The sequence below is a fragment of the Streptomyces sp. NPDC032822 genome (assembly GCF_055578825.1).
Genome location: NZ_JBVIOL010000008.1, coordinates 319,200 through 345,489 on the forward strand (window position 1 = coordinate 319,200; position 26,290 = coordinate 345,489).

The 26,290-nt window shown below is 71.8% G+C and carries 21 protein-coding genes; 9 read left to right on the forward strand and 12 right to left on the reverse strand.

Annotation, left to right across the window (positions count from 1 at the left end; genetic code table 11):
- Positions 1 to 32 precede the first annotated feature (32 nt).
- On the forward strand, positions 33 to 932 hold the full coding sequence (locus ACZ5VD_RS24330; RefSeq protein WP_468683259.1) for a hypothetical protein: 900 nt from the start codon (positions 33 to 35) through the stop codon (positions 930 to 932).
- Between the two features lie 274 nt (positions 933 to 1,206).
- Here ACZ5VD_RS24330 and ACZ5VD_RS24335 read toward each other — a convergent pair whose 3' ends face one another.
- Together ACZ5VD_RS24335 and ACZ5VD_RS24340 are read right to left on the reverse strand one after the other, a co-directional pair.
- Positions 1,207 to 3,729 (reverse strand): ABC transporter permease, encoded by a 2,523-nt coding sequence (locus ACZ5VD_RS24335; RefSeq protein WP_468683261.1) that lies wholly within the window; start codon positions 3,727 to 3,729, stop codon positions 1,207 to 1,209.
- Between the two features lie 11 nt (positions 3,730 to 3,740).
- On the reverse strand, positions 3,741 to 4,433 hold the full coding sequence (locus ACZ5VD_RS24340) for an ABC transporter ATP-binding protein (RefSeq protein ID WP_468549492.1): 693 nt from the start codon (positions 4,431 to 4,433) through the stop codon (positions 3,741 to 3,743).
- Positions 4,434 to 4,664: 231 nt separating this feature from the next.
- Between ACZ5VD_RS24340 and ACZ5VD_RS24345 the strand changes: the two genes are divergently transcribed.
- Together ACZ5VD_RS24345 and ACZ5VD_RS24350 are read left to right on the forward strand one after the other, a co-directional pair.
- Complete coding sequence (locus ACZ5VD_RS24345; RefSeq protein WP_468683262.1) at positions 4,665 to 5,978, forward strand: sensor histidine kinase; 1,314 nt, start codon at positions 4,665 to 4,667, stop codon at positions 5,976 to 5,978.
- Positions 5,963 to 6,730 (forward strand): response regulator, encoded by a 768-nt coding sequence (locus tag ACZ5VD_RS24350; RefSeq protein WP_468683264.1) that lies wholly within the window; start codon positions 5,963 to 5,965, stop codon positions 6,728 to 6,730. Before ACZ5VD_RS24345 ends, ACZ5VD_RS24350 begins: the two co-directional genes overlap by 16 nt.
- Positions 6,731 to 6,735: 5 nt before the next feature.
- Here the strand turns inward: ACZ5VD_RS24350 and ACZ5VD_RS24355 are convergent, their stop codons facing one another.
- Together ACZ5VD_RS24355 and ACZ5VD_RS24360 are read right to left on the reverse strand one after the other, a co-directional pair.
- Complete coding sequence (locus tag ACZ5VD_RS24355; RefSeq protein ID WP_468549489.1) at positions 6,736 to 7,653, reverse strand: SDR family oxidoreductase; 918 nt, start codon at positions 7,651 to 7,653, stop codon at positions 6,736 to 6,738.
- A gap of 13 nt (positions 7,654 to 7,666) precedes the next feature.
- On the reverse strand, positions 7,667 to 8,410 hold the full coding sequence (locus ACZ5VD_RS24360; protein WP_468549488.1) for an SDR family oxidoreductase: 744 nt from the start codon (positions 8,408 to 8,410) through the stop codon (positions 7,667 to 7,669).
- 55 nt (positions 8,411 to 8,465) lie between these two features.
- Here ACZ5VD_RS24360 and ACZ5VD_RS24365 point away from each other — a divergent pair, with 55 nt between their 5' ends.
- From ACZ5VD_RS24365 to ACZ5VD_RS24380, 4 genes are all read left to right on the forward strand, one after another.
- Positions 8,466 to 9,239 carry an enoyl-CoA hydratase family protein gene (locus ACZ5VD_RS24365; RefSeq protein ID WP_468549487.1) on the forward strand — a complete coding sequence of 258 codons (774 nt, stop codon included), beginning with the start codon at positions 8,466 to 8,468 and terminating at the stop codon, positions 9,237 to 9,239.
- Positions 9,232 to 10,068, forward strand: coding sequence for a CoA transferase subunit A (locus ACZ5VD_RS24370; protein ID WP_468549486.1), 837 nt, complete (start codon positions 9,232 to 9,234; stop codon positions 10,066 to 10,068). Before ACZ5VD_RS24365 ends, ACZ5VD_RS24370 begins: the two co-directional genes overlap by 8 nt.
- A gap of 71 nt (positions 10,069 to 10,139) precedes the next feature.
- Positions 10,140 to 10,898, forward strand: coding sequence for a CoA-transferase subunit beta (locus ACZ5VD_RS24375; RefSeq protein ID WP_468683360.1), 759 nt, complete (start codon positions 10,140 to 10,142; stop codon positions 10,896 to 10,898).
- Positions 10,898 to 11,947, forward strand: a complete 1,050-nt coding sequence (locus ACZ5VD_RS24380; RefSeq protein ID WP_468683266.1) for an NAD(P)H-dependent flavin oxidoreductase — start codon at positions 10,898 to 10,900, stop codon at positions 11,945 to 11,947. The genes ACZ5VD_RS24375 and ACZ5VD_RS24380 overlap by 1 nt, the downstream gene beginning before the upstream one ends.
- Here ACZ5VD_RS24380 and ACZ5VD_RS24385 read toward each other — a convergent pair.
- Genes ACZ5VD_RS24385 through ACZ5VD_RS24395 form a run of 3 tightly spaced genes read right to left on the reverse strand, consistent with a single transcriptional unit; the run spans position 11,931 to position 14,553 of the window.
- Positions 11,931 to 13,088 (reverse strand): acetyl-CoA C-acetyltransferase, encoded by a 1,158-nt coding sequence (locus tag ACZ5VD_RS24385; RefSeq protein ID WP_468683267.1) that lies wholly within the window; start codon positions 13,086 to 13,088, stop codon positions 11,931 to 11,933. The two genes, ACZ5VD_RS24380 and ACZ5VD_RS24385, sit on opposite strands and share 17 nt — an antisense overlap.
- Before the next feature lie 36 nt (positions 13,089 to 13,124).
- The gene (locus ACZ5VD_RS24390; protein ID WP_468549483.1) at positions 13,125 to 13,736 is read right to left on the reverse strand and encodes a TetR/AcrR family transcriptional regulator; all 612 of its coding nucleotides are present in this window, start codon (positions 13,734 to 13,736) and stop codon (positions 13,125 to 13,127) included.
- Positions 13,737 to 13,770: 34 nt separating this feature from the next.
- The gene (locus tag ACZ5VD_RS24395; RefSeq protein WP_468549482.1) at positions 13,771 to 14,553 is read right to left on the reverse strand and encodes an SDR family oxidoreductase; all 783 of its coding nucleotides are present in this window, start codon (positions 14,551 to 14,553) and stop codon (positions 13,771 to 13,773) included.
- Positions 14,554 to 14,624: 71 nt separating this feature from the next.
- Here ACZ5VD_RS24395 and ACZ5VD_RS24400 point away from each other — a divergent pair, with 71 nt between their 5' ends.
- On the forward strand, positions 14,625 to 15,764 hold the full coding sequence (locus tag ACZ5VD_RS24400) for an acyl-CoA dehydrogenase family protein (RefSeq protein WP_468549481.1): 1,140 nt from the start codon (positions 14,625 to 14,627) through the stop codon (positions 15,762 to 15,764).
- Entirely contained in the window at positions 15,764 to 16,789 is a 1,026-nt protein-coding gene (locus ACZ5VD_RS24405; protein WP_468683269.1) for an acyl-CoA dehydrogenase family protein, read from the forward strand. The genes ACZ5VD_RS24400 and ACZ5VD_RS24405 overlap by 1 nt, the downstream gene beginning before the upstream one ends.
- On the opposite strand, the gene qcrB is transcribed toward ACZ5VD_RS24405, so the two are convergent.
- The 5 genes from qcrB to gltB form a co-directional block, all read right to left on the reverse strand.
- Entirely contained in the window at positions 16,764 to 18,422 is a 1,659-nt protein-coding gene (gene qcrB, locus ACZ5VD_RS24410) for a cytochrome bc1 complex cytochrome b subunit (RefSeq protein ID WP_468683270.1), read from the reverse strand. The genes ACZ5VD_RS24405 and qcrB overlap by 26 nt on opposite strands.
- Positions 18,423 to 18,471: 49 nt before the next feature.
- Positions 18,472 to 19,050 (reverse strand): HutD/Ves family protein, encoded by a 579-nt coding sequence (locus tag ACZ5VD_RS24415; RefSeq protein WP_468683272.1) that lies wholly within the window; start codon positions 19,048 to 19,050, stop codon positions 18,472 to 18,474.
- Complete coding sequence (locus ACZ5VD_RS24420; RefSeq protein ID WP_468683273.1) at positions 19,047 to 19,766, reverse strand: vWA domain-containing protein; 720 nt, start codon at positions 19,764 to 19,766, stop codon at positions 19,047 to 19,049. Before ACZ5VD_RS24420 ends, ACZ5VD_RS24415 begins: the two co-directional genes overlap by 4 nt.
- Before the next feature lie 154 nt (positions 19,767 to 19,920).
- A complete protein-coding gene (locus ACZ5VD_RS24425; RefSeq protein WP_468549476.1) occupies positions 19,921 to 21,381 on the reverse strand; it encodes a glutamate synthase subunit beta in 1,461 nt (486 codons plus the stop codon).
- Complete coding sequence (gene gltB, locus ACZ5VD_RS24430; RefSeq protein ID WP_468549475.1) at positions 21,374 to 25,972, reverse strand: glutamate synthase large subunit; 4,599 nt, start codon at positions 25,970 to 25,972, stop codon at positions 21,374 to 21,376. Before gltB ends, ACZ5VD_RS24425 begins: the two co-directional genes overlap by 8 nt.
- Positions 25,973 to 26,290: the final 318 nt, after the last annotated feature.

A 26,290-nucleotide genomic window follows, 5' to 3' on the forward strand; every position in this document is an offset into this window, starting at 1 on the left:
AATCGGGTTCACGGCCTCTTGGGGGTACGGGCGTGGCGAACGACGGACCGGTCGAGCACGGCTACCCGCATCTGGAGACGGTGCGGGCCGCCGTCACCGCGCTGTACAAGCGGTTGTCGTACGACACCGTCCAGACGTTCGCGAGCAGTGTGGCCCCCGTCGACGTGGCGTTCTGCGACACCGACGACCTGCATCTGGGGGCGCAGCGGGTGGCGCGTGAGCTGGTGCGGCACTACCGGCTGCCCGATGCCCGTATGGTCGTGGGCTTCCGGGAGATGAAGCATGCGGCGAACGTCGAACTCGCCGCGGGCCCCGAGTACTTCGTCGAGTTGAACGACCGGTTCCGCACCCATCGGCGGGACATCGGCGCGGCCCTCGCCCACGAGGTGATGCACGTCTATCTGCACCGCCTGGACCTGTCGTTCCCCGGCACCCGGGACAACGAGATCCTCACCGACACGGCGGCGGCCTATCTGGGCGCGGGCTGGCTGCTGCTGGACGCCTACCGGGAGGACGCGGCGTCGTCCCAGAAGCTCGGCTATCTGACGCCGGAGGAGTTCGGTTACGTCCTGGCCAAGCGGGCCCTGGTGTTCGGCGAGGACCCGTCGGTGTGGTTCACCAGCCCGCAGGCCTACACGGCGTACGTCAAGGGCATGGCCCGGGCCCGCCAGGACGAGCAGCAGCCTCCGCTGACCGCGGCCGGCTGGGCGGGGCGCCGCCGCTATGCCCGCGACCGGCGCCACGCCCCCGGGGCCGGTCCCGGGACCGGCCCCGGGCCGGGCGTCCCCTACAGCTTCACCCCCGACACCGGCGGCCGGCTCCGGGTCTCCTTCCCCTGCCCGACCTGCCACCAGCGGATCAGGGTGCCGGTGCGGGGCAGGGTGCGGGCGCGGTGCTCGCTGTGCCGGACTGTGCTGGAGTGCGACACCTGAGGCCTGCCCTCGTGGACCCGTGCCTGCCGCCGTCCGTCCGCGCCTGCCCCGCCGTGGTCCCGTGTCTGCTTCCGTCGGCCAGTGGCTGTCCCCCGGCAGCCAGGTCCCCTCCTCGGGCAGCGTCCACCCGGCGCAGGCTGTCGCTGCTCGGTGCGCAGTGCCGTGGCCGTCCGTGCCTGCCGCCGTGGTCCCGTGTCTGCTTCCGTCGGCCAGTGGCTGTCCCCCGGCGGCCAGGGCCCCTCCCCCGGCAGTGTCCGTCCGGCGCAGGCTGTCGCTACTCGGTGCGCAGTGCCGTGGCCGTGCGGGCCTTCGCCGCCCAGCCCGCCGGGAGCAGTGCGCCCAGCAGGGCGATGGTGAGGCCGGCCAGCCCCAGCAGGACCAGCGGCCCGGGGTCGTAGACGTCGAGGACCGAGGACGGCAGGTCGGTGCCCGCGGCGTGGCCCATCAGCGGCACCACGTAGGCGTGCAGCGCGTATCCGGCCGGTACGCCGACGAGTCCGCCGAGGACGCCGATCCCGGCCACCGAGGCGAGGACGAGGCTCACGGTCTGCCGGGGCGACATGCCGATCGCCTTGCAGACGCCGAGGTCGTGGACGCGTTCGCGGGTGTCGAGGACCACGGAGTTGAGGACGCCGAGGCCCGCCACGGAGACCAGCATCAGGGTGAGCAGTGCGGCCATCGCGTTCAGGATGAGGACGAAGTTGTCCTGCTCGGAAGCGGAGTTGACATGCGCGTCGCCGCCCAGGGGCTGGACCGTCGCGGCGAGTTCCCGGGCGTAGTCACTGGCGGAGACGCCCGGTTTCACGTCGACGAGGTACACGCCGGGCTCGGCCGCCGGGAAGTCGGCCATGTCGGCGTAGATCTCCAGTTCGTCGTCCGAGGAGTTGCCGAAGGCCTCGCCGACGATGCGCAGGGTCCGTGTCTGTGCGGCCTGGGTGACGCGGAGCGGGTCGCCTAGCTCCTTGCCGGTCTTCTTCAGGAAGCCCGAGGGCACGACGGCCTGCCCGGTGCCGGTGAGCCAGTGGCCGGAGATCATCTCGTAGGCGCCGGAGCGGGAGTCGCCCTGGTAGAGGGTGGCCCGGGCGGGGCCGGAGAACCCGGCGACGGTGACGTCCGCCTGGCCCTTGCCGTAGGAGGAGGCGGTGCCGTCCTGCGCCGCGATGGCGGCACGCACGCGTGCCGGGTCGGCGGCGTCCGGTGTCTGCGACGTGCCCGCGGCGGGGCCGGGGCCGGGGCCGGTCTGCGGGGCGTTGGGTCCGGCGCCGGTGAAGACGCTGACCGCCGCCTTGTTCTCGGGGTCCTGTGCCGCGCCGACCGCGTTCAGGGACGAGGTCAGCCCGACCGCGAAGGTCGCCGCGACCGTGCCGAAGGCGACCGCGAGCATCATCGCGGCGGTCCGGACCGGGTGGGCGAAGGGGGCCGCGAGGCCGTAGGTCACCGCCCGGGGCAGTGGCAGCCGGCCCGCCGTCCGGTGCGCCCACTGGCCGCGTCCGGTGCGGGGCGCGCGGCCGACCGCGATGGCCTCGACCGTGCTCAGCCGTCCGGCCCGCAGGGCGGGGACCAGCGCCGCGATGCCCACGACGAGCAGTGCGGCGGCCGGGACGAGGACGTCCACCCACCAGGCCACCGTCAGCGAGGGCGTGCCGTACGCCTCTCCGGTGTCCTCCAGCAGCGGTAGGGCCAGCAGGTTGCCCAGGACGACACCGAGCGCGATGCCGACGCCGGCCGGCAGGAGTGCCTGGGCGACATAGGCGCGGACGACCTCGCGCGGGGTGAAGCCGATGGCCTTGAGGATGCCGATCCTGCGCAGGCTGGTGCCGACGGCGCCGCTGACCACACTGCTGACGATGATCAGCGACATCGCGATGCCGAGGACGCCGAACGCGATGAGGAACGGGATGGTGGGCGCCGCGTTCGAGTCGGCGGCGCGCTTGGTCTCCAGGTAGGACGTGGTGCCCAGGAGCGCTCCCTTCGGCAGGGCGGCGGCGATCTCCTTGCGGGCGGCGGTGATCTGGCCGCCGGTGTCCGCGGAGTCGAAGCGGTAGAGCATCTGGGAGGTGACCTGGGTGTCCTTCGACGCGAGTGCCCTGACCTGGGCGGGGGTCGCCCAGGCGTCGGCGGTCCGGCCGGCCGAGACGGCGATGCCGACGACCGTCAGGGTGGTGGCGTCGGCGGCGTCCGAGGTCTTCAGTTCGGTGCCGAGGGTGAAGACGGGCCCGGCGACCTGGCTGGTGAGCACGGTCTCGCCGGGCTTCGTCGGCCAGCGGCCCGAGGACAGGTCGAGGTCGTCCACGTCGGCGTGCGGGGTGGAGCGCCCGACCAGGGTGATGGGCCGCAGATGTCCACCGCCCCCGTCCGTCGGGCGGATGCTCGTGGCGGGGTAGGGTCCCGCGGTCGCGGTGACGCCGTCGAGCCGGCCGGTGGCCTCCAGTTGGGCCGTGCTCACCTTCGCCGGGTCGTACTCCGCGGTGAGATGCGGGCCGTGCTGCCGGGCGAAGGCCTTGTCGAAGGGCGCGTCCGCGGCGACCATCAGCGAGCCGGCGACCACGGCCGAGGCCACGGCCATCATCACGGCCACCGCGATCACCACGGTCTGGACGCGGCGCCAGCCCACCCCGGAGCGGACGACCCGGCCGAGCGGGCCGGTGCCGAGACCGCGCAGGCGTCGCGTGTGCTTCGCCGGGGTGCCGCTCGTCGGAGCGCCGTCCGCCGAGGTGCCGCTCGTCGGGGTGGCGTTTTCCGGAGTACCGCTGGTCGAGGTGGCGCTCGGGGTGCCGCCCGCCGGAGTGCCTCTCATCGGGTTGCGCCTCATCGGACGGCCTCCGCCTCGGTGTCGAGGGCGAGATGGCCGTCCACGAGGTGGATCGTGCGGCTCGCGCACGCCTGTGCCAGGGCCAGGTCGTGGGTGACCAGGACGATGGTCTGGCCGCTGCGGTGCAGGTCCACCAGCAGATCCCGGACGTCCTTGCCCGAGGCGGTGTCGAGGGCGCCGGTCGGCTCGTCGGCGAGCAGCAGCGCGGGCCGGTTGACCAGGGCGCGGGCGACCGCGACCCGCTGGCGTTCGCCGCCGGAGAGCCGGCCGGGGTAGGCGCGGGCGTGTTTCTGGATGCCGAGGACCTCCATCAGCTCGCCGGCGCGGGCGGCGGCCTGGCGGCGTGCGGTGCCGGTGAGTTGGGCGGGGAGCTGGATGTTGTCGGTGACGGTGAGGTCGTCGAGCAGGTTGAAGAACTGGAAGACCATGCCGATGCGTTCGCGGCGGAACCGGGCCAGCGCGTGTTCGCTCAGCCCCTCGACGCGCCGCCCGGCGACGGTGACCGTGCCCTCGGTCGGCCGGTCGAGACCGGCGACGAGGTTCAGCAGGGTGGACTTGCCGCTGCCGGAGGGGCCGGTGACGGCGAGTGCCTCGCCCTGGGCGACGGAGAGGTCGAGCGGTCCGAGCGCGGGCCGGCCGGCGCTGTCGTAGCGCTTGGCCACGCCCGCCAGTTCGATCACAGGGGTCATGGGAGTCGTCCGTCCTTACGGTCGCCCGGGCCGGCGCGGGTGTGCCGGTCCCGGCGAAGGTAGGGGCGGCGGCTCCTCGGGCGCGTCGGCCGGGGCACCGACATGCGGCCCTTCCCGCGGAGGACCCGGCCGGAAGGTCATCCCTGCGAAGTACGCCTGGGGGGCGGCGTGATGGGCGTCCTGGTCGTCCAGGCGGACGCGGCCGGGGCGTGGGGGCCACACAATGAGCCGATGGAGACGGAGGAGCGGCCCGGTCGGCGCCGCCAACTGCGGGACACGCTGAGGGAATCGCTGCGGCCGGAGGCGAAGGGTGCCCCGCTGTCCCGGCGGGCGGCGACCGCCGACGTGGTGCTGGCGGTCGTACTCACTGTGTTCGCGCTGGTCTTGGCGGCGCGGTATCCCGGGGACGGGCCGGCGTTCGTCGTGCCGAGGGACGAGTTCGGGGTGCCCGTCCCGCCCTATCCGCCGGCGCCGGGGGTGCGGATCGTGCCGGAGCCGGACTCCGGCCTGCCCTGGCCGCTCGTGCTGATGTCGGCGCTGCCGCTCGCGGCCCGGCGCCGGTATCCGCTGGCGGCGTTCGGGGTGGTGCTGGCCGGGGCGCTGGGCATCGGGGACCGGGCCACCTGGATCACGGTGCTGACCTGTGTCATCGGCGCGTACAGCGCGGTGAAGCACAGCCGGTACCGGGGGCTGGCGGTAGCCGCTCTGGCGGTCGCCGCGCTGCCGGCCGGTCTGGCGTTCCGGCGGACGGATCCCGTGCTGCCGGGGTGGTCGAGTCCGGTGGTCGTGCTGCTGGTCGCCGGGATGCTGGCCGGGACGGTCCGGTTCTGGCAGCGGCGGCTCGCGGCCGGCCGGGACGAGATCGCGGAGCTGGAGCGGGCGCAGGCGCAGTCCATGCGCCGGGCGGTCGAGGAGGAACGGGCCCGGATCGCGACCGAGTTGCACGATGTCGTGACCCACAATGTGAGTGTGATGGTCATCCAGGCGGGGGCGGCCCGCAAGGTGATGGACGTGGCACCGGACCGGTCGAAGGAGGCGTTGCTCGCGGTGGAGGCGGGGGGCCGGGCCGCGATGGCCGAACTGCGGCATGTGATGGGCCTGTTGGCGGCCCCGGACACCGGGCAGGCCGACAGTCCCGCGGACGGTCTGGAGCCGCAGCCCGGGCTCGGCCGGCTCGACGCGCTGATCGAGCGGGTGCGCGCGGCCGGGACCCCGGTCGGGGTCGCGGTGTCGCTGCCGCCGCAGCCGCTGCCGCCGGGGGTGGACCTGGCCGCGTACCGCGTGGTGCAGGAGGCGCTGACCAACACGATCAAGCACGCTCCGGGCGCCGACGCCGACGTCACGATCGGCTACACCGATCACCGGCTGGAGATCGAGGTGACCGACACCGGCGCCGTCCGTGACGCCTCCCCGGCCGACGGCAACGGCCGCGGGCTGATCGGGCTGCGCGAACGTCTCGCGGTCTACGACGGTGAGCTGACCGCCGGTCCGACCCTCGCCGGCGGCTACCGGGTCAGGGCCCTGGTTCCGTGGCGGTCGGTGTGAAGGGGCCCCCGGCGCTGCGCGCGGTCATCGCCGACGACCAGGCCCTGGTCCGGACCGGCTTCGGGATGATCCTGGCCGCGGACGGCATCGAGGTGACGGCCGAGGCGGCCGACGGGGCGGAGGCGGTCGACGCGGTCCGGCGCACCCGGCCCGACGTGGTCCTCATGGACATCCGGATGCCGGGGATGGACGGCATCGAGGCGACCCGACGGATCCTCGCCGACAGAGACCGGGGTGTTGGCAGAGACGTCGGCAGAGACATCGGCAACGGCAGCGGCGGGGACGACGCCGGGGTGTCCCCGCTGCGCGTCATCATCCTGACCACCTACGACCTCGACCACTACGTCTACGCCGCGCTCACCGCCGGTGCCAGCGGCTTCCTGCTCAAGGACGTCACCCCCGAGCACCTGGTGGCCGCCGTGCGCCTCGTGCAGTCCGGCGACGCCCTTCTCGCGCCCGCCATCACCCGCCGTCTCATCGAGCGCTTCGCCCACCGCGAGGAGCTCCGGCCGCCGGCCCCGCACCGTGACCTGTCCGGCCTGACCCCGCGTGAGCTGGAGGTGCTGCGGCTTCTCGCGACGGGCCTGAGCAACGCCGAGCTCGCGGACCGGCTGTTCCTCAGCCCGACCACGGTCAAGACCCACATCGGCCGCATCCTGTCGAAGCTGGACCTGCGGGACCGGGTGCAGGCCGTGGTGCTCGCCTACGAGACGGGGCTGGTCGCGCCCGGGGACCCGACCGGGAACGGCTGACACGGCTACCCCGCCCCGTACACCGGGCCCGGAACCTCCGCCCGCGCCAGGAGTTCCCGCGTGACGTCGCCGGCCTCGGCCGGCGTCCACCGTGCGCCCTTGTCCGCGCTCGGCCCCGGCCGCCAGCCCTCCATGACGGTGATCCGGCCGCCCTCGGTCTCGAAGATCCGCCCGGTGACCCCGGTGCTCGCCGCCGAGCCGAGCCAGACCACCAGCGGCGACACGTTCTCGGGGGCCATGGCGTCGAACCCCGACTCGGGTGCCGCCATCGTCCCCGCGAAGGTCTCCTCGGTCATCCGGGTCCGGGCGGCCGGGGCGATGGCGTTGACCTGGACGCCGTAGCGGGCGAGTTCGGCGGCGGCGACGAGCGTCAGGGCGAGGATCCCGGCCTTCGCCGTGCTGTAGTTCCCCTGTCCGAGCGAGCCCAACAGCCCTGCCCCGCTGCTGGTGTTGACGACCCGTGCCACGGGTGTCCGGCCCGATTTCGCCTCCGTCCGCCAGTGTGCCGCGGCGTGCTTGAGCGGCAGGAAGTGGCCTTTCAGGTGGACGCGTACGACCGCGTCCCAGTCGTCCTCGTCGAGGTTGACGAGCATCCGGTCGCGCAGGAACCCGGCGTTGTTGACGAGGGTGTCGAGGCGGCCGTACGTCTGCAGCGCGGTGCGGACGAGGGAGGCGGCGCCCTCGGTGGTGGCGATGTCGGCGCCGTGGGCGAGAGCCTCGCCGCCCGCCGCGCGGATCTCGGCGGCGACCTGGGCGGCCGGGCTGTCGGCGCCGAGGGTGCCGGCCGTGCCGTCGAGGCCGACGCCGAGGTCGTTGACGACGAGGCGGGCGCCCTCGGCGGCGAACGCGAGGGCGTGCGCCCGCCCGAGCCCGCGTCCGGCGCCGGTGACGACCACCACCCTGCCCTCGCAGATTCCTGTCATCCCACGTCTCCTCTCACGTCTCCTCCTTGTTGGCGGTCGCGGCGTCGAGGAACGCGGGCCGCTCCCCTCCCCCGTGCACGTGCAGGCTCGCCCCGCTGATGTACGCGGACGCGTCGGAGGCGAGGAAGACGGCCGCCGCGCCCACGTCGGCGGGCTGGGCGAGCCGGCCGAGCGGGACGGTGCGCGAGACGGCCTCGACGCCCTCGGCGCCTCCGTAGTGGAGGTGGGCCAGTTCGGTGTGGACCATGCCGACGACGAGGGTGTTGACCCGTACCTCGGGCGCCCATTCCACGGCCATCGAGCGGGCGAGGTTCTCCAGTCCCGCCTTGGCGGCTCCGTAGGCCGCGGTGCCGGGCGAGGGGCGGCTGCCGCTGACGCTGCCGATCATCACGACCGAGCCCCGGGCGCGTCTGAGGTGTGCGTGGGCGGCGAGGGAGACGGTGAGCGGGGCGAGCAGGTTGAGCTCGATCACGCGTGCGTGGCGCTCGGGTTCGGCGTCGGCGAGTCTGCGGTAGGGGGCGCCGCCCGCGTTGTTGACGAGGACGTCGAGCCGGGGCAGTTGGGCGAAGAACTCCCGTACGGCGTCGGTGTCCCGTACGTCCAGTGCCCTGAACTCGGTTCTGGGCAGGGGGACTTCCGGTGGCCTGCGGGCGCAGACCACGACCTCGGCGCCCGCCCGTGCGAAGGAGCGTGCGATGCCGGCGCCCACGCCCCGGGTGCCGCCCGTGACGACGGCGACCTTCCCGTCCAGCTCCATTCGCTGCTACCTTTCCACCTAACAAACGTTTGGTGGAAAGGTAGCTGATGCTTCCATGGGTGTCTCCACCTCGTCCCCGGAAAAGGGGCCCGAAAAGGGAATCGCGGTAGTCACGGTCGATTTCCCGCCCGTCAACGCCCTGCCGGTGCACGGCTGGTTCGCGCTCGCCGACGCGGTGCGCGCGGCCGGCCGGGATCCCGACATCCGGTGTGTGGTGCTGGCCGCCGCGGGGCGGGGGTTCAACGCGGGCGTGGACATCAAGGAGATCCAGGCGCGCGGCCGGCAGGCGCTGATCGGCGCCAACCGCGGCTGTTTCGAGGCCTTCGCGGCGGTGTACGAGTGCGAGGTGCCGGTCGTCGCGGCCGTGCAGGGCTTCTGTCTGGGCGGCGGGATCGGGCTCGTGGGCAACGCGGACGCGATCGTGGCGAGCGAGGACGCCGTCTTCGGGCTGCCCGAGCTGGACCGGGGCGCGCTGGGCGCGGCCACCCACCTGGCCCGGCTGGTCCCGCAGCACCTCATGCGCGCGCTGTACTACACCTCGCGTACGGCGACCGCCGCCGAGCTGCACGCGCACGGCTCGGTGTGGCGGGTGGTGCCGCGCGGTGAACTGACGGCGGCGGCACTGGAGTTGGCGGGGGAGATCGCCGCCAAGGACGGGGAGCTGATCCGGCTGGCCAAGGCGGCCATCAACGGCATCGACCCGGTCGACGTGCGCCGCAGCTACCGCTTCGAGCAGGGCTTCACCTTCGAGGCCAACCTCGGCGGGGTCGCCGACCGGGTACGCGACACCTTCGGCAGGGAAGGCAACGAGGGGGGTTCGGGTGAGTGACAAGACGATGACCGCCGAGGAGGCCGTCTCCCGGCTGGAGAGCGGCATGACCCTCGGCATCGGCGGCTGGGGCTCACGCCGCAAACCGATGGCCCTGGTACGGGCGCTGTTGCGGTCGGAGGTCACCGACCTCACCGTGGTGTCGTACGGCGGCCCGGACGTCGGCATGCTGGCGGCGGCCGGGCGGATCCGCAGGCTGGTCGCCGCCTTCGTCACCCTCGACTCGATCCCCCTGGAACCGCACTACCGCGCGGCCCGTGAGCGCGGTGCCTTCGAACTGACGGAGATCGACGAGGCGATGTTCATGTGGGGGCTGCGCGCCGCCGCCAACCGGCTGCCGTTCCTGCCGGTGCGGGCCGGTCTCGGCTCGGACGTGATGCGGGTCAACCCCGGTCTGCGTACGGTGACTTCACCGTACGAAGACGGGGAGACGTTCGTCGCGATGCCCGCCCTGCGCCTGGACGCGGCCCTGGTGCACGTCAACCGGGCCGACCGGCTGGGCAACGGGCAGTACCTGGGCCCGGACCCGTACTTCGACGACCTGTTCTGCGAGGCGGCGGACACGGCGTACGTGTCCTGTGAACGGCTTCTCGACACGGCCGAGTTGACGAAGGCGGCCGCACCGCAGACGTTGCTGCTCAAGCGGCATGTGGTGACGGGGGTCGTGGAGGCCCCCGGCGGCGCGCACTTCACGTCCTGCGCCCCCGACTACGGACGGGACGAGGCGTTCCAGAAACGGTATGCGACCACGCCCTGGCCGGAGTTCGCGGCGGGCTATCTCGCCGGGGACGAGCGGGACCACCGGGCAGCGTCCGGGGAGGAGTCGTGAGCGAGGTGGCCAAGGGGACCGGAGCGGCCGAGGAGACCACCCGGGGGGCCTGGGCGGCGGAAGCGGCCGGGGTGACCCGTGCCGAGTACTGCGTGATCGCCTGCGCCGAGGCCTGGCGGGACAGCGGCGAGATCCTCGCCAGTCCGATGGGCCTGATCCCGGCCGTCGGGGCCCGCCTCGCCAAGCGCACCTTCTCGCCCGACCTGCTGCTGACCGACGGCGAGGCGATGCTCGTCGGCCTCGACGGCACACCGGAGGGCTGGCTGCCGTACCGGCAGCATCTGGCGATGGTCACCGGCGGGCGGCGGCACGTGATGATGGGGGCGAGCCAGATCGACCGCTTCGGCAACCAGAACATCTCCTGCGTCGGCGACTGGGCCAGGCCCGCGCGCCAGCTGCTCGGGGTGCGCGGCGCGCCGGTCAACACGCTCAACAACCCGACCAGTTACTGGATCCCCAGGCACTCGACGCGGGTCTTCGTGGAGCGCGTCGACATGGTGTGCGGAGTGGGGTACGACCGTGCCGCCGCCGCGGGCCCCAGCGCCACCCGCTTCCACCGCGTCCCGCGTGTGGTCAGCGACCTCGGCGTCTTCGACTTCGCCACCCCGGACCACGCGATGCGCCTCGCCTCGCTGCACCCGGGTGTCACCGTCGAGCAGGTGCGGGAGGCGACGGGGTTCGCGCTGCACGTCGGGGACGAGGTGCCGTACACCCGTGAACCGACCGCCCAGGAGCTGGAGTTGATCCGCGAGGTCATCGACCCGAAAGGCACCAGGTACCGCGAGGTCGCCGACCCGGAGGCGACCCTGCGTCGCGAGGCCCGGGACTGATGGAGACCGCGCTGACCCGGCTCGTCGGGGTCCGCCACCCGATCGTGCAGACCGGTATGGGCTGGGTGGCGGGGCCGCGCCTGGTGTCCGCGTCGGCGAACGCGGGCGCGCTGGGCGTTCTGGCGTCCGCGACGATGACGACCGACCGGCTGCGGGACGCCGTACGCGAGGTCAAGTCCCGTACGGACGAGCCGTTCGGGGTAAATCTGCGGGCGGACGCCGGGGACGCGGGCGACCGGGTGCGGATCCTCGTCGAGGAGGGGGTGCGGGTCGCGTCCTTCGCCCTCGCGCCCTCCGCCGAGCTGATCGCCGAGCTGAAGGAGGCGGGGGTCGTGGTGATCCCCTCCGTCGGCGCCCGGCGTCATGCCGAGAAGGTCGCGGCGTGGGGCGCGGACGCGGTGATCGTGCAGGGCGGCGAGGGCGGCGGGCACACCGGCGAGGTGGCGACCACGGTCCTGCTGCCGCAGGTGGTGGACGCGGTGCGGATCCCGGTCGTCGCGGCGGGCGGTTTCCACGACGGGCGGGGCCTGGTCGCGGCGCTGGCCTACGGGGCGGCGGGCGTCGCCATGGGCACCCGCTTCCTGCTGACCTCGGACTCGACGGTGCCGGACGCGGTGAAGGCCCGCTATCTGGCGGCGACGGTGAAGGACGTGACGGTGACCCGGGCGGTCGACGGCCTGCCGCACCGCATGCTCCGCACCGACCTGGTGGACGCGCTGGAGCGCGCCGGGCGTACGAGGGCCCTGTTCCAGGCGGTGCGCAGGGCGGCCGGCTTCCGCAAGCTGTCCGGACTGACCTGGCACCAACTGGTCCGCGACGGCCTCGCCATGAAGCACGGCAAGGACCTGACCTGGAGCCAGGTCCTGCTCGCCGCGAACACGCCGATGCTGCTGAGGTCGGCGATGGTGGACGGCCGTACGGATCTGGGGGTGATGGCGTCCGGGCAGGTCGCCGGGGTGATCGACGACCTGCCGTCGTGCGCGGAGCTGGTGGAACGGATCATGAAGGAGGCGACGGAGGTCCGGGCCCGGCTCACAGCCTCTCGATGATCGTCACGTTCGCCTGTCCTCCGCCCTCACACATGGTCTGCAGTCCGAACCGGCCGCCCGTGCGCTCCAGTTCGTGCAGCAGGGTCGTCATGAGTTTGACGCCGGTGGCGCCGAGGGGATGGCCCAGCGCTATCGCGCCGCCGTTGACGTTGACCTTCTCCGGGTCCGCGCCCGTCTCCTTCAGCCAGGCCAGGACCACCGGTGCGAAGGCCTCGTTGATCTCGACGAGGTCGATGGCGTCCAGGGAGAGACCGGTCTTCTTCAGGGCGTGGGCGGTGGCCGGGATGGGCGCGGTCAGCATGCGGATGGGGTCCTCGCCGCGCACGGAGAGATGGTGCACGCGCGCGCGGGGCGTGAGGCGGTGCTCGCGTACCGCCCGCTCCGAGGCCAGCAGCATGGCCGCCGCCCCGTCGGAGACCTGCGAGGAGCAGGCGGCGGTGACGGTGCCGCCGTCGATGACGGGCTTCAGGGCGGCCATCTTCTCCAGTGAGGTGTCCCGGCGCGGGCCCTCGTCGACGGCGACCTGGCCGTAGGCCACGATCTCCCGTTCGAAGCGGCCCTCGTCGACGGCCCGCAGGGCCCGCCGGTGCGAGCGCAGTGCGAACTCCTCCTGGTCCTGCCTGCTGATGCCCCACTTGCCGGCGATCATCTCGGCGCCGGCGAACTGGTTCACCGCCCGGTCCCCGTACCGCGCCCGCCAGCCCTCGCTGCCCGCGAAGGGGCCCTGGGTGAAGCCGAGGGGCGCGGCGGCCTGCCGGGTCGCGTAGGCGATCGGGATCTGCGACATGTTCTGCACGCCGCCGGCGACGACCAGGTCCTGCGTCCCGGACAGCACGGCCTGCGCGGCGAAGTGCACGGCCTGCTGGGAGGAGCCGCACTGCCGGTCGACGGTCACCCCTGGCACTTCCTCGGGCAGTCCGGCGGCCAGCCAGCAGGTCCGCGCGATGTCCCCGGCCTGCGGTCCGACGGCGTCCAGGCAGCCGAAGACGACGTCCTCGACGGCGCCCGGGTCGACCCCGACGCGCCCGACCAGCTCTTTGAGGACATGCGCGCCGAGGTCGGCCGGATGGACCGCGGCGAGTCCTCCCCCGCGCCGCCCGACGGGCGTCCGGACCGCTTCGACGATGTAGGCCTCGGCCATGGCAACTCCCTCACGTAAAGGGGCACTTGAAAGGTGTCATTCGCGTACGGCGATCCCGTCCAGCACCATCGAGAGGTACTGCCGGGCGATCTCCTCCGGGCTGTGCTGTCCGCCGGGCCGGTACCAGGACGCGGCGACCCACACGGTGTCGCGCACGAAGCGGTAGGTGAGCCGGACGTCGAGGTCCGCGCGGAACACCTCGGCGGCGACCCCGCGCTCCAGCGTGGCCAGCCACGCCTTCTCGAACCTGCGCTGCGAGTCGGCGAGGAACGCGAACCGCTCCTGCGCGACCAGGTGCTTGCTCTCCTTCTGGTAGATCGCGACGGCGGCGCGGTGCCGGTCGATCTCCCGGAACGACTCGGTGACCAGGGCTTCGAGGGTCTCGCGCGGCCCGAACTCGCCGTCGAGGACGGTGTCGTAGCCGTCCCAGAGCTCGTCGAGGAAGGTCCGCAGGATCTCCTCCAGCATCGATTCCTTGGAGTCGAAGTGGTAGTAGAGGCTGCCCGCGAGCATGCCCGCGTGGTCCGCGATCTTGCGGACGGTGGTGGCGTTGTAGCCCTGCTCGGCGAAGACCTCGGCGGCGGTGTCGAGGAGTTCGCGGCGGCGCGCGGGCGCGGCGGTCACCTGGGGGTTCTTCTTGGTCGGCACGGGCCCATTGTCCTAGGCATGCTGGCTCCGGTCGTCACGCGTGCTGGCTGCTGACGGAGACGACCTCGCCCGTCAGGTACGAGGAGTAGCCGGACGCCAGGAACACGATCACGTTGGCCACCTCCCAGGGTTCGGCGTGCCGCCCGAAGGCCTCCCGTGCGGTCAGTTCCTCCAGCAGTTCCGCCGAGGTCACCTTCACCAGGTGCGGGTGCAGGGCGAGGCTCGGCGACACGGCGTTGACGCGCACCCCGAACTCGGCGGCCTCCATGGCCGCGCACCGGGTCAGCGCCATCACGCCCGCCTTGGCCGCGGCGTAGTGCGCCTGCCCGGCCTGGGCGCGCCAGCCGACGACGGAGGCGTTGTTGACGATCACCCCGCCGGTGTCGCGCATCAGGCGAAGGGCTGCCCGGGTGCAGCGGAAGGTGCCGTTCAGGGTCACGTCCAGCACCCTCGACCACTGGTCGTCGGTCATGTCGACCAGGGTCGACGTCCCGCCGAGGCCCGCGTTGTTGACGACGATGTCCAGTCGGCCGTGTTCCTGTACGGCGGTGTCGAACAGGGTCCGCACCTGTGCCTCGTCGGTGACGTCACAGGGGACCGCCGCCACGGCCCCCGGGAACGCGCGGCTCAGTTCGGTCTCGTGCTCCTTGAGCCGCCGGGCGTGCGCGTCGCTGATCAGGACGCGTGCGCCCTCCTCCAGGAAGCGGCGGGCGGTCGCTCCGCCGATCCCGGCGCCGGCCGCCGCGGTGATGACGGCCGTGCGCCCGCCGAGCAGTCCGTGCCCGGGAACGTAGGCCGGAGCCTCGACGTCTGTCATGGCAGCACGCTAACCTACCAAACACTTGTTAGGGAAGGTCTTGTCGAGGGTCTCACGCGAAGGAGGCGACCGTGGATCTGGCCCACTCCCCCGCCGACGAGGAGTTCCGCGCCGAGGCCCGGGCCTGGCTGGACGCGCATGTGCCGGCCACCGCCCTGCCCTCCCTGGAGACCGAGGAGGGCTTCGCCGCGCACCGCGCGTGGGAGGCCGAACTCGCGGCCGCCCGCTGGGCGGTCGTCAACTGGCCCGCGGAGTACGGCGGCCGGGACTCGGGTCTGATCCGCTGGCTCCTCTTCGAGGAGGAGTACCACGCGGCGGGCGCCCCCGGCCGGGTCGGCCAGAACGGCGTCAGCCTCCTCGCCCCGACCCTCTTCGACCACGGCACCGCGGAGCAGCGCGCGCGGGTGCTGCCGTCGATGGCGACCGGGGAGGTGGTCTGGGCGCAGGCCTGGTCGGAGCCGGAGGCGGGTTCGGACCTGGCGTCGCTGCGCTCCAGGGCGGTGCGCACGGCCGGCGGCTGGCTGCTGAGCGGCCAGAAGACGTGGTCGTCGCGGGCGGCCTTCGCGGACCGCGCGTTCGGCCTGTTCCGCAGCGAGCCGGACGCCCCGAGGCCGCACCAGGGCCTGACCTACCTGATGTTCGACCTGCGCGCCCCGGGTGTCACGGTCCGCCCGATCGGCCGTCTCGACGGCAGGCCGGCCTTCGCGGAACTCTTCCTGGACGAGGTGTTCGTCCCCGACGAGGACGTGATCGGCGAGCCCGGACAGGGCTGGCGGGTCGCCATGTCGACGGCGGGCAACGAACGCGGTCTGACCCTCCGCTCCCCCGGCCGCTTCCTCGCGAGCGCCGCCCGCCTGTCGGCACTCTGGCAGGCACAGGGGAGCCCGCGGGACGCGAGCGACCGGGTGGCCGACGCCCTCATCGGAGCCCGCGCCTACCAGCTCTTCACCTACGCCGCCGCCTCCCGCTTCCTCGACGGCGCCTCGATCGGCCCCGAGTCCAGCCTGAACAAGGTCTTCTGGTCCGAGTACGACATCGCGCTGCACGAGAGCGCCCTCGATCTCCTCGGCCCCGACGGCGAGTTGGCGGACACCGAGTGGTCCGAGGGGTATGTCTTCTCCCTCGCCGGCCCGATCTACGCCGGCACGAACGAGATCCAGCGCGACATCATCGCCGAACGCCTGCTGGGCCTGCCGAAGGGACGCCGCTGATGCGTTTCCTCCTGGACGCCGAACAGCGCGCGTTCGCCGACACGCTGGACGCCCTGCTGACGGCCGCGGACACGCCGTCGGTGGTCCGCGACTGGAGTCGGGGCGAGCACACCGGCGGCCGGGCACTGTGGCGCCGCCTGGCGGACGCGGGCGTGTTCGCGCTGGCGATCCCGGAGGCGTACGAGGGGCTGGGCCTGAGGCCCGTCGACCTCGCCGTCGCCTTCGTCGAGTTGGGGCGCCATGCGGTGCCGGGGCCGCTGGTGGAGACGGTGACGGCGGCGGCGCTGCTCACCGACGCCGACCCGGCGGGGCGCCTGCCCACCGATCCCGGTCCGGCCAAACGGTTCCTCCCCGCACTGGCCTCGGGCGAGTCGATGGCGACGGTCGCCCCGCCCAGCCACGACAGCGCCCACAACTCCCACGACTCCGACAGCTCGTACGCGCTGGACGGCGACACCGCGACCATCCGGCTCGCCCTGACCCCGGACGGCCTGCGGCTGTCCCCGGGCCACGGCCCGGTCCACGCCTCCCTGGACCCCGCCCGCCGCCTCACGCGTCTTGACCCCGGCGGCGAACTCCTCACCGACGCCCCGCCGCTCGCCCGGGCCCTGACCCTCGCCCGCCTCACCACCGCCGCCCAGGCCCTCGGGGTCGGCATCGCCCTCCTCGACAGAACCGTCGCCTACGTCGGGCAGCGCACCCAGTTCGGTGTGCCGGTCGGTTCGTTCCAGGCCGTCAAGCACCAACTGGCCGACGCGAAGATCGCGTTGGAGTTCGCCCGCCCCCTGGTCCTCGGCGCCGCCCTGACGATGACCGGGCCGGACGTCGCCGCGGCGAAGGTCACGGCGTGCGAGGCGGCGTACGCCACCGCCCGTACGGCCCTCCAGCTGCACGGCGCGATCGGCTACACGGCGGAGTACGACCTGTCCCTCTGGCTCACCAAGGCCCGCGCCCTGCGCACCGCGTGGGGCACTCCCGGGGAGTGCCGGGCCGTCGTCCTCAGTGGTGGTGATCGCCGCTCGTGAGCTGCCGGTACTCCTCGGCCGTCGGCTTCGCGATCCGGGTCTCGGGCCCGAACATCGCCCTGGCCAGCCGCGCCCGCACCCGCTGGGAGACCTTGATCTGCCGCCGCACCCCATGGGCGTCGACCAGCGGCCCGATCTCGTACGGCGGCTCCTGCTCGTGCTGGGTGAGCGCGAACAGCTGCTCCTGGGAGAGGGGTTCGTGGACCTCGACGTACTCGCCGTGCGGGAGGCGTTTGATGGTGCCGGTCTCCCTGCCGTGCAGGACCATGTCCCGGTCGCGGCGCTGGAGCCCGAGACAGATCCGCTTGGTCACGACGAACGCGAGCACCGGCACCACGAACACCGAGATCCGCACGAACCAGGTGATCACGTTGATGGACAGATGCAGATGCGTGGCCACGATGTCGTTGCCGCCGCCGATCAGCAGCACGCCGTACAGGCTCAGCCAGGCGACCCCGAGGCCGGTCCGCACGGGGACGTTGCGCGGCCGGTCCAGGACGTGGTGCTCGCGTTTGTCGCCGGTGATCCACGCCTCGACGAACGGGTACACCCCGAGGGCCAGCAGGATCAGCGGGAAGAGGGTGAAGGGGATGAACACGCCCAACTGCAGGGTGTGGCCCCAGAAGTTGATCTCCCATCCCGGCATCACCCGGATCAGGCCCTCCGAGAATCCCAGATACCAGTCGGGTTGGGCGCCCGTGGTCACCAGGTCCGCGCGGTACGGCCCGAAGGCCCACACCGGGTTGATGCTGGCGATGCCGCCCAGGACGGTCAGGACGCCGAAGACGAGGAAGAAGAAGCCGCCCGCCTTGGCCATGTAGACCGGCAGGAACGGCATCCCGACGACCGACTTGTTGTCCCGTCCGGCGCCCGGGTACTGGGTGTGCTTGTGGTAGAAGACCAGGATCAGATGGGCGACCACCAGGCCCAGCATGATCCCGGGGAGCAGGAGCACATGGACCGGGAAGAGCCTCGGGATGATGTCGTGCCCGGGGAACTCGCCGCCGAAGAGGAAGAAGGACAGATACGTCCCCACGACCGGGACGGACAGGATCGCGCCCTGGGAGAACCGCAGTCCGGTGCCGGAGAGCAGGTCGTCGGGGAGCGAGTAGCCGGTCAGGCCGGTGATGATGCCGAGGAACAACAGGGTCCAGCCGAACGCCCAGTTCAGCTCGCGCGGCTTGCGGAAGGCGCCGGTGAAGAACACCCGCATCATGTGGATGAGCATGCCGGCGACGAAGACGAGCGCCGCCCAGTGGTGGATCTGCCGGATCAGCAGCCCGCCGCGCACATCGAAGCTGATGTCGAGTGTCGACTCGTAGGCCCTGGTCATGATGACCCCGTTGAGGGGTTCGTACGAGCCGTGGTAGACGACCTCGACGGCGCTCGGCTCGAAGAACAGGGTCAGATAGACGCCGGTGAGGATCAGGATGACGAAGCTGTACAGGCAGATCTCGCCCAGCATGAACGACCAGTGGTCGGGAAACACCTTGCGCATGTTGGCCTTGGCCAACGCGTAGAGCCCAAGGCGCCCGTCGGCCCAGTCGGCGACCTTCTCCCCCTTGCCGACAGGCGCCCCACGAGCCGAACCCGGCCGCTGCGCCTCACCGTTCACCGATCGCGCGCCGTCCATACGTCGCCGCCTCCCCGTCGGATCACCTCAGGGTGGCACGAGGGCCCGGCTAATCCAACGGTGCCAACAGCCCCGCGTCCGGGGCGAGTCCGATCACCGCCGAGTGTCCGCGCGCGTGCAGCACGGCCCTCTCCTCGGCGAGCAGCACGGCGTCGTGCCGTCCGAGGGTCAGCCCGGCCACCTCCGCGCTGCCGTCGAGCACGACGACCAGCGCGTCCGTGAACAGCGGCAGCCGCCCGCGCACCACGGCGACCGTCGGCGGCTGCCGCCGGCCACCGACTCCGTCCCTGCGCCACATGACGTTGAGGTTCACGACCGGGCCGTCCAGCAGCCGGCCGTCGGTCGGCAGGTCACCCCTGAAGTCCTGCGGTACGTGACGGGTGTCGACGCGTCGCCGCTCGTCGCCCACGGTGAGGTCCATGCCGGCGCCTTCGACGAGGGTCAGTGTCCGCTCGACGCCGGGGAAGGCCGAGAACGGTCCGTCCGCACCGACGTCGGCCAGGCTCACCCGCCACAGGAAGTCGTCCGTGCCGGCGCCCTCGGGCGACACGGCGATCTCGCGGGTGATCCCGCCACCGTTCTTCCAGGGCAACGGAGTTCGCCCCGAGGCGGGCAGGAACCGGATCATCGGACGATGCCCTCCGCCCGCGCCGCCACCAGCCACTTCGGGAACTCGCCCACCAGACGGTCGTACAACTCCGTGTCCGACATTCGCCGGGGATCCGAACCGGCGTGGAAGAACCCGGCGTTGTCGACGACCCGTTTGTCGGGTACCGCCAACTCGTCGAGCTTGCGCAGGAAGTCGAACTGGCGGCTGCGGGGATCACCGAAGCCGATGAACTGCCAGAAGAGGGGCAGCTTGGCGGCCTTGCAGACGTAACGCTCCGCCGCCGCCCGGCTGCTCGGGCCGCCGTCGGTCTGGAAGACCACGAAGGCCGGGTCCGGCGACCCGCTGTCGAGGTGGTGGTCGATGACGGCGTCCATCGCCAGGTGGTAGTTCGTTCTGCCCATGTGCCCGAGAGCGGCCACACAGCGCTCGATCCGGCCCTCGTGGTCGGCGAGGACGATGTCGGCGACCGCGTCGACCTCCGTGGAGAAGAACACCACGGGCACGGTCCCGTCGTCGTCGAGATGCGCGGAGAGACCGAGCACGCGGTCCGCGAGCGCCTGGACGCTGCCGTCCTTGAAGTACGGCCTCATGGACCCCGAGTGGTCGACGACCAGGTAGACCGCGGCCCGTTGACCGGCCAGGCCGTGCTTCTCCAGCGACTGCCCGGCGCTCTTGTACAGGTTGACCAGCGCGGGCGCGGTCTCCTGCACCTTGGTGAGACTGATCGCGGTCATGCGGCCCACCCTGCCACAGACATGCGGCGGCGCCTGCCCGGTCGTCCGGTCGGGGACTGTTGGGCAGACGCCGTCTCGGGGGGTCTGGGGAGGGTTTCCCCTCCCCAGATGACCCGCCCGTACGCCTTTGTACGGGACGCTTTTTGAGGTGCCGTCAGACCATCAGGGAGCGGTCCGTCGGACGGATCGGGGCGTGCAGCTCGCTGCCGCCCGTCAGGAAACGGTCGACGCCGCGAGCGGCGGAACGCCCCTCCGCGATCGCCCACACGATGAGGGACTGGCCGCGGCCGGCGTCACCGGCGACGTAGACGCCCGGCACGTTGGTCTGGAAGTCGGCGTCGCGGGCGATGTTGCCGCGCTCGTCGAGGTCCAGGCCGAACTGGTCGACCACGCCGTTCTCGCGGTCGGTGCCGGTGAAGCCCATGGCGAGGGTGACCAGCTGGGCGGGGATCTTGCGCTCCGTGCCCGGCTTCGGGGTCAGCCTGCCCTCGATGAACTCGACCTCGCTGAGGTGCAGCCACTGGACGTTGCCGTCCTCGTCGCCCTCGAAGTGGGTGGTGGAGACGGAGTAGACCCGCTCGCCGCCCTCCTCGTGCGCGGAGGTCACCTTGTAGAGCATCGGGAAGGTCGGCCACGGCTGGCCCGGGTTCCGCTCCTCGCCCGGCCGCGGCATGATCTCCAGCTGCGTCACGGAGGCCGCGCCCTGACGGTGGGCGGTGCCCACGCAGTCCGCGCCGGTGTCGCCGCCGCCGATGACCACGACGTGCTTGCCCTCGGCGGTGATGGGGGGCGCCACGAAGTCGCCCTCCTGCACCTTGTTGGCCAGGGGCAGGTACTCCATGGCCTGGTGGATGCCCTTCAACTCCCGCCCGGGGACGGGGAGATCGCGCGCGGTCGTGGCACCGGCGGCGATGACGATCGCGTCGTACCGCTTCTTCAGGTCGGTCGCCTTGAGGTCGCGGCCGATCTCGATGCCGGTCCGGAAGCGGGTGCCCTCCGCGCGCATCTGCTCGATACGGCGGTTGATGTGCCGCTTCTCCATCTTGAACTCGGGGATGCCGTACCGGAGGAGGCCTCCGATGCGGTCCGCGCGCTCATAGACGGCGACGGTGTGACCGGCCCGGGTGAGCTGCTGCGCGGCGGCGAGTCCGGCGGGGCCGGATCCGATGACCGCGACGGTCTTGCCGGACAGCCGCTCCGGGATCTGCGGGGCGACGTCACCGGTCTCCCACGCCTTGTCGATGATCGAGACCTCGACGTTCTTGATGGTGACCGCGGGCTGGTTGATGCCCAGCACACACGCCGACTCGCACGGAGCGGGGCACAGCCGGCCCGTGAACTCCGGGAAGTTGTTCGTGGCGTGCAGCCGCTCGGAGGCGGCCCCCCAGTTCTCCCGGTAGGCGTAGTCGTTCCACTCGGGGATCAGGTTCCCCAGCGGACAGCCGTTGTGGCAGAACGGGATGCCGCAGTCCATGCAGCGCGACGCCTGCTCGCTGATGATCGGCAGCAGCGAACCGGGGACGTAGACCTCGTTCCAGTCCTTCAGACGGACGTCGACGGGGCGGGACTTGGCGACCTCGCGCCCGTGGTTCAGAAAGCCCTTCGGGTCAGCCATTGATCGCCGCCTCCATCATCTTCTCGGTGATCTCGGTCTCGGAGAGACCCGCTCGCTCGGCGGCGTCCTTGGCGGCGAGCACTGCCTTGTACGTGCTGGGGATGATCTTGCTGAAGCGTTCCACGGACACGGACCACTCGGCGAGCAGCTTCTCGGCGACCGTCGAGCCGGTCTCCTCGGCGTGACGGCGCACCACGTCGTGCAGCCACTGCTTGTCGGTGTCGTCCAGTTCCTCGACGGCGTCCACGTTGCCGACGTTGACGTTGTCGCGGTTCAGGTCGATGACGTACGCGATGCCGCCGGACATGCCGGCCGCGAAGTTGCGGCCCGTCTCGCCGAGGACCACCGCGTGACCGCCGGTCATGTACTCGCAGCCGTGGTCGCCCACGCCCTCGGAGACCACCAGCGCACCGGAGTTGCGGACGCAGAACCGCTCGCCCGTCCGACCGCGCAGGAACAGCTCGCCGCCGGTCGCGCCGTACGCGATGGTGTTGCCCGCGATCGTGGAGAACTCGGCGAGGTGGTCGGCGCCCCGGTCGGGACGGACGATGACCCGGCCGCCGGAGAGGCCCTTGCCGACGTAGTCGTTGGCGTCGCCCTCCAGGCGCAGCGTGACACCGCGCGGCAGGAAGGCGCCGAAGGACTGGCCGGCGCTGCCGGTGAAGGTGATGTCGACGGTGTCCTCGGGCAGGCCCGCGCCGCCGAACTTCTTCGTCACCTCGTGGCCGAGCATGGTGCCGACCGTGCGGTTGATGTTGCGGACCTTGACCTGGGCGCGCACCGGCTGGGCGTCGGTCGCGGAGTCCGCGGCCAGGGCGTCGGCGGCGAGCTTGATCAGCTCGTTGTCGAGCGCCTTCTCCAGGCCGTGGTCCTGCTCGATGACCTGGTGCAGTGCGGCACCCTCGGGCAGCTCGGGCACGTAGAAGAGCGGCTCCAGGTTGAGGCCCTGCGCCTTCCAGTGGTCGACCGCGCGGGTCACGTCGAGGGTCTCGGCGTGGCCGACGGCCTCCTCGATGGAGCGGAAGCCCAGTTCGGCGAGGATCTCGCGGACCTCCTCGGCGATGAACCGGAAGAAGTTCACGATGTACTCGGCCTTGCCCGTGAACCGGTCGCGCAGGACCGGGTTCTGGGTGGCGATGCCGACCGGGCAGGTGTCCAGGTGGCAGACGCGCATCATGACGCAGCCGGAGACGACGAGCGGCGCGGTCGCGAAACCGAACTCCTCGGCGCCGAGCAGCGCGGCGATGACGACGTCACGGCCGGTCTTCAGCTGGCCGTCGGTCTGGACGACGATGCGGTCGCGCAGGCCGTTGAGCAGCAGGGTCTGCTGGGTCTCGGCGAGGCCGAGCTCCCAGGGGCCGCCCGCGTGCTTGAGGGAGGTGAGCGGGGAGGCACCCGTACCGCCGTCGTGGCCGGAGATGAGGACGACGTCCGCGTGGGCCTTGGACACACCCGCGGCCACCGTGCCGACCCCGACCTCCGAGACCAGCTTCACGTGGATCCGCGCCTGCGGGTTCGCGTTCTTCAGGTCGTGGATCAGCTGGGCCAGGTCCTCGATGGAGTAGATGTCGTGGTGCGGCGGCGGGGAGATCAGACCGACACCCGGGGTGGAGTGACGGGTCTTGGCGACCCACGGGTACACCTTGTGGCCGGGCAGCTGGCCGCCCTCGCCGGGCTTGGCGCCCTGGGCCATCTTGATCTGGATGTCGTCCGCGTTGACCAGGTACTCGGAGGTCACACCGAAGCGGCCGGAGGCGACCTGCTTGATGCTGGAGCGGCGCGCCGGGTCGTACAGCCGGTCCGCGTCCTCGCCGCCCTCACCGGTGTTGGACTTGCCGCCCAGCTGGTTCATGGCGATGGCGAGCGTCTCGTGCGCCTCGCGGGAGATCGAGCCGTACGACATGGCGCCGGTCGAGAACCGCTTGACGATCTCGGAGACCGGCTCGACCTCGTCGACGGGGATCGGACCGCGGTCGCTCTTGAAGCCGAACAGGCCGCGCAGCGTCATCAGCCGCTCGGACTGCTCGTTGACGCGCTCGGTGTACATCTTGAAGATGTCGAACCGGCCGCTGCGCGTGGAGTGCTGGAGGCGGAAGACCGTCTCCGGGTCGAACAGGTGCGGCTCGCCCTCGCGACGCCACTGGTACTCGCCGCCTATCTCCAGCGCACGGTGGGCGGGCGCGATGCCGCTGGCCGGGTACGCCTTCGCGTGGCGGGCGGCGACCTCCTTGGCGACGACGTCGATGCCGACACCGCCGATCTTGGTGGCCGTACCGCTGAAGTACTTCTTGACGAACCGCTCGTCCAGGCCGACCGCTTCGAAGACCTGTGCGCCGCGGTAGGAGGCGACCGTCGAGATGCCCATCTTGGACATCACCTTCAGGACACCCTTGCCGAGGGCGTAGATCAGGTTGCGGATGGCCTGCTCGGCCTCGATGTCCGAGAGGAAGGTGCCGGCGCGGACCAGGTCCTCGACGGACTCCATCGCCAGGTACGGGTTGACGGCCGCGGCGCCGAAGCCGATCAGCAGGGCGACGTGGTGGACCTCGCGGACGTCACCTGCCTCGACCAGCAGGCCCACCTGGGTGCGCTGCTTGGTGCGGATGAGGTGGTGGTGGACGGCCGCGGTGAGCAGCAGCGACGGGATCGGCGCGTGCTCGGCGTCCGAGTGGCGGTCCGACAGGACGATCAGCCGGGCACCGTTCTCGATGGCCGCGTCGGCCTCGGTGCAGATCTCCTCGATGCGCGCGGCGAGGGAGTCACCGCCGCCGTGCACCCGGTACAGACCGGAGAGGGTCGCGGCCTTGAAGCCCGGCATGTCGCCGTCGGCGTTGATGTGGATGAGCTTGGCCAGCTCGTCGTTGTCGATGACCGGGAAGGGCAGGGTCACCGTCCGGCACGACGCGGCGGTCGGCTCCAGGATGTTGCCCTGCGCGCCGAGCGACGAGCGCAGGGAGGTGACCAGTTCCTCGCGGATCGCGTCCAGCGGCGGGTTGGTGACCTGGGCGAACAGCTGGGTGAAGTAGTCGAAGAGCAGTCGCGGGCGGGCGGACAGCGCGGCGATCGGCGAGTCCGTGCCCATCGAACCCAGCGGCTCGGCACCGGCCTTGGCCATCGGCGCCAGGATGACGCGCAGCTCCTCCTCGGTGTAGCCGAAGGTCTGCTGGCGGCGGGTGACCGAGGCGTGCGTGTGCACGATGTGCTCGCGCTCGGGCAGGTCGGACAGCTCGATCTCGCCGGCTTCCAGCCACTCCGCGTACGGCTTCTCGGCGGCGAGCTGGGCCTTGATCTCGTCGTCCTCGACGATGCGGTGCTCGACGGTGTCGACGAGGAACATCCGGCCGGGCTGCAGACGGCCCTTGCGGACCACCTTGGCGGGGTCGATGTCGAGGACGCCGACCTCGGAGCCGAGGACGACCAGGCCCTCGTCGGTGACCCAGTAGCGGCCGGGGCGGAGGCCGTTGCGGTCGAGGACCGCGCCGACCTGCTTGCCGTCGGTGAAGGTGACACAGGCCGGGCCGTCCCAGGGCTCCATCATCGTGGAGTGGAACTCGTAGAAGGCGCGGCGGGCCGGCTCCATGGAGTCGTGGTTCTCCCACGCCTCCGGGATCATCATCAGCACGGAGTGCGGCAGCGAACGGCCGCCCAGGTGCAGGAGTTCGAGCACCTCGTCGAAGGACGCCGAGTCGGAGGCGTCGGGCGTACAGATCGGGAAGACCCGGTCGAGGCTCTTCCTGTCCGCTCCGAACAGATCGGAGACCAGCTGGGATTCGCGGGCGACCATCCAGTTGCGGTTGCCCTTGACGGTGTTGATCTCACCGTTGTGGGCGACGAAGCGGTAGGGGTGCGCGAGCGGCCAGCTCGGGAAGGTGTTCGTCGAGAACCGGGAGTGCACGAGCGCGATCGCGGAGGCGAAGCGGCGGTCGGACAGGTCCGGGAAGAAGGGCTCCAGCTGGCCGGTGGTCAGCATGCCCTTGTAGACGATCGTCCGCGCGGAGAGCGACGGGAAGTACACGTCGGCCTCGCGCTCGGCGCGCTTGCGCAGCACGAACGCCTTGCGGTCCAGGGCGATGTCGGTCGAGGAACCGTCCGTGACGAAGATCTGCCGGAAGGCGGGCATCGTCGAACGGGCGGTGGCGCCCAGGAGTCCGGGAGCGACCGGCACCTCGCGCCAGCCGAGGACCGTCAGGCCCTCCTCCGCGGCGATCGTCTCGATCCGTGAGACGGCGTCGTCGAGGCCGTCCTCCGGCAGGAAGCCGGTACCGACCGCGTACGCACCGGCCGCGGGCAGCTCGAAGCCGGCCACCTCACGGAAGAACGCGTCCGGAACCTGGGACAGGATGCCCGCGCCGTCGCCCGAGTCGGGCTCGGAGCCGGTGGCTCCGCGGTGCTCCAGGTTGCGCAGAACCGTGAGCGCCTGCTCGACCAGCGCATGGCTCGCCTCGCCGGTGAGGGTGGCCACGAAGCCGACGCCACAGGCGTCGTGCTCGTTGCGGGGGTCGTACATACCCTGCGCAGCAGGGCGAGCATCCATGAACGACCACTTCTGGCCATTCGTGGAGTGCTGGGACGGCTGGCGCGGCGTACGCATCGGCTCTCCCGTCGTCGTCATATGGCATATGCAGATTGCCGAGGGACGACGCTGGCCCTCTGCGTGAGTGCAAAATTTCGTGCAGGTTACATGATGGGGCGGTTCTCGGGAACCGGATACCGCGTTCCAACATGCGGACACCACGGGGTCGCTACGGGGGTATCGCGCACGTGGCTTGAAGTATGTGGGACCGAACGGGACAGATCGGTGTCCGTCGGTCCGAGGGGGCGGAGAGGGCGTCGCCGCCCACCCCGCGAGTGCGCCGCAGGCGTCTTTGCCCACAGCGCTTACGGCTCATGCCCGGTGGTTAACCATTCG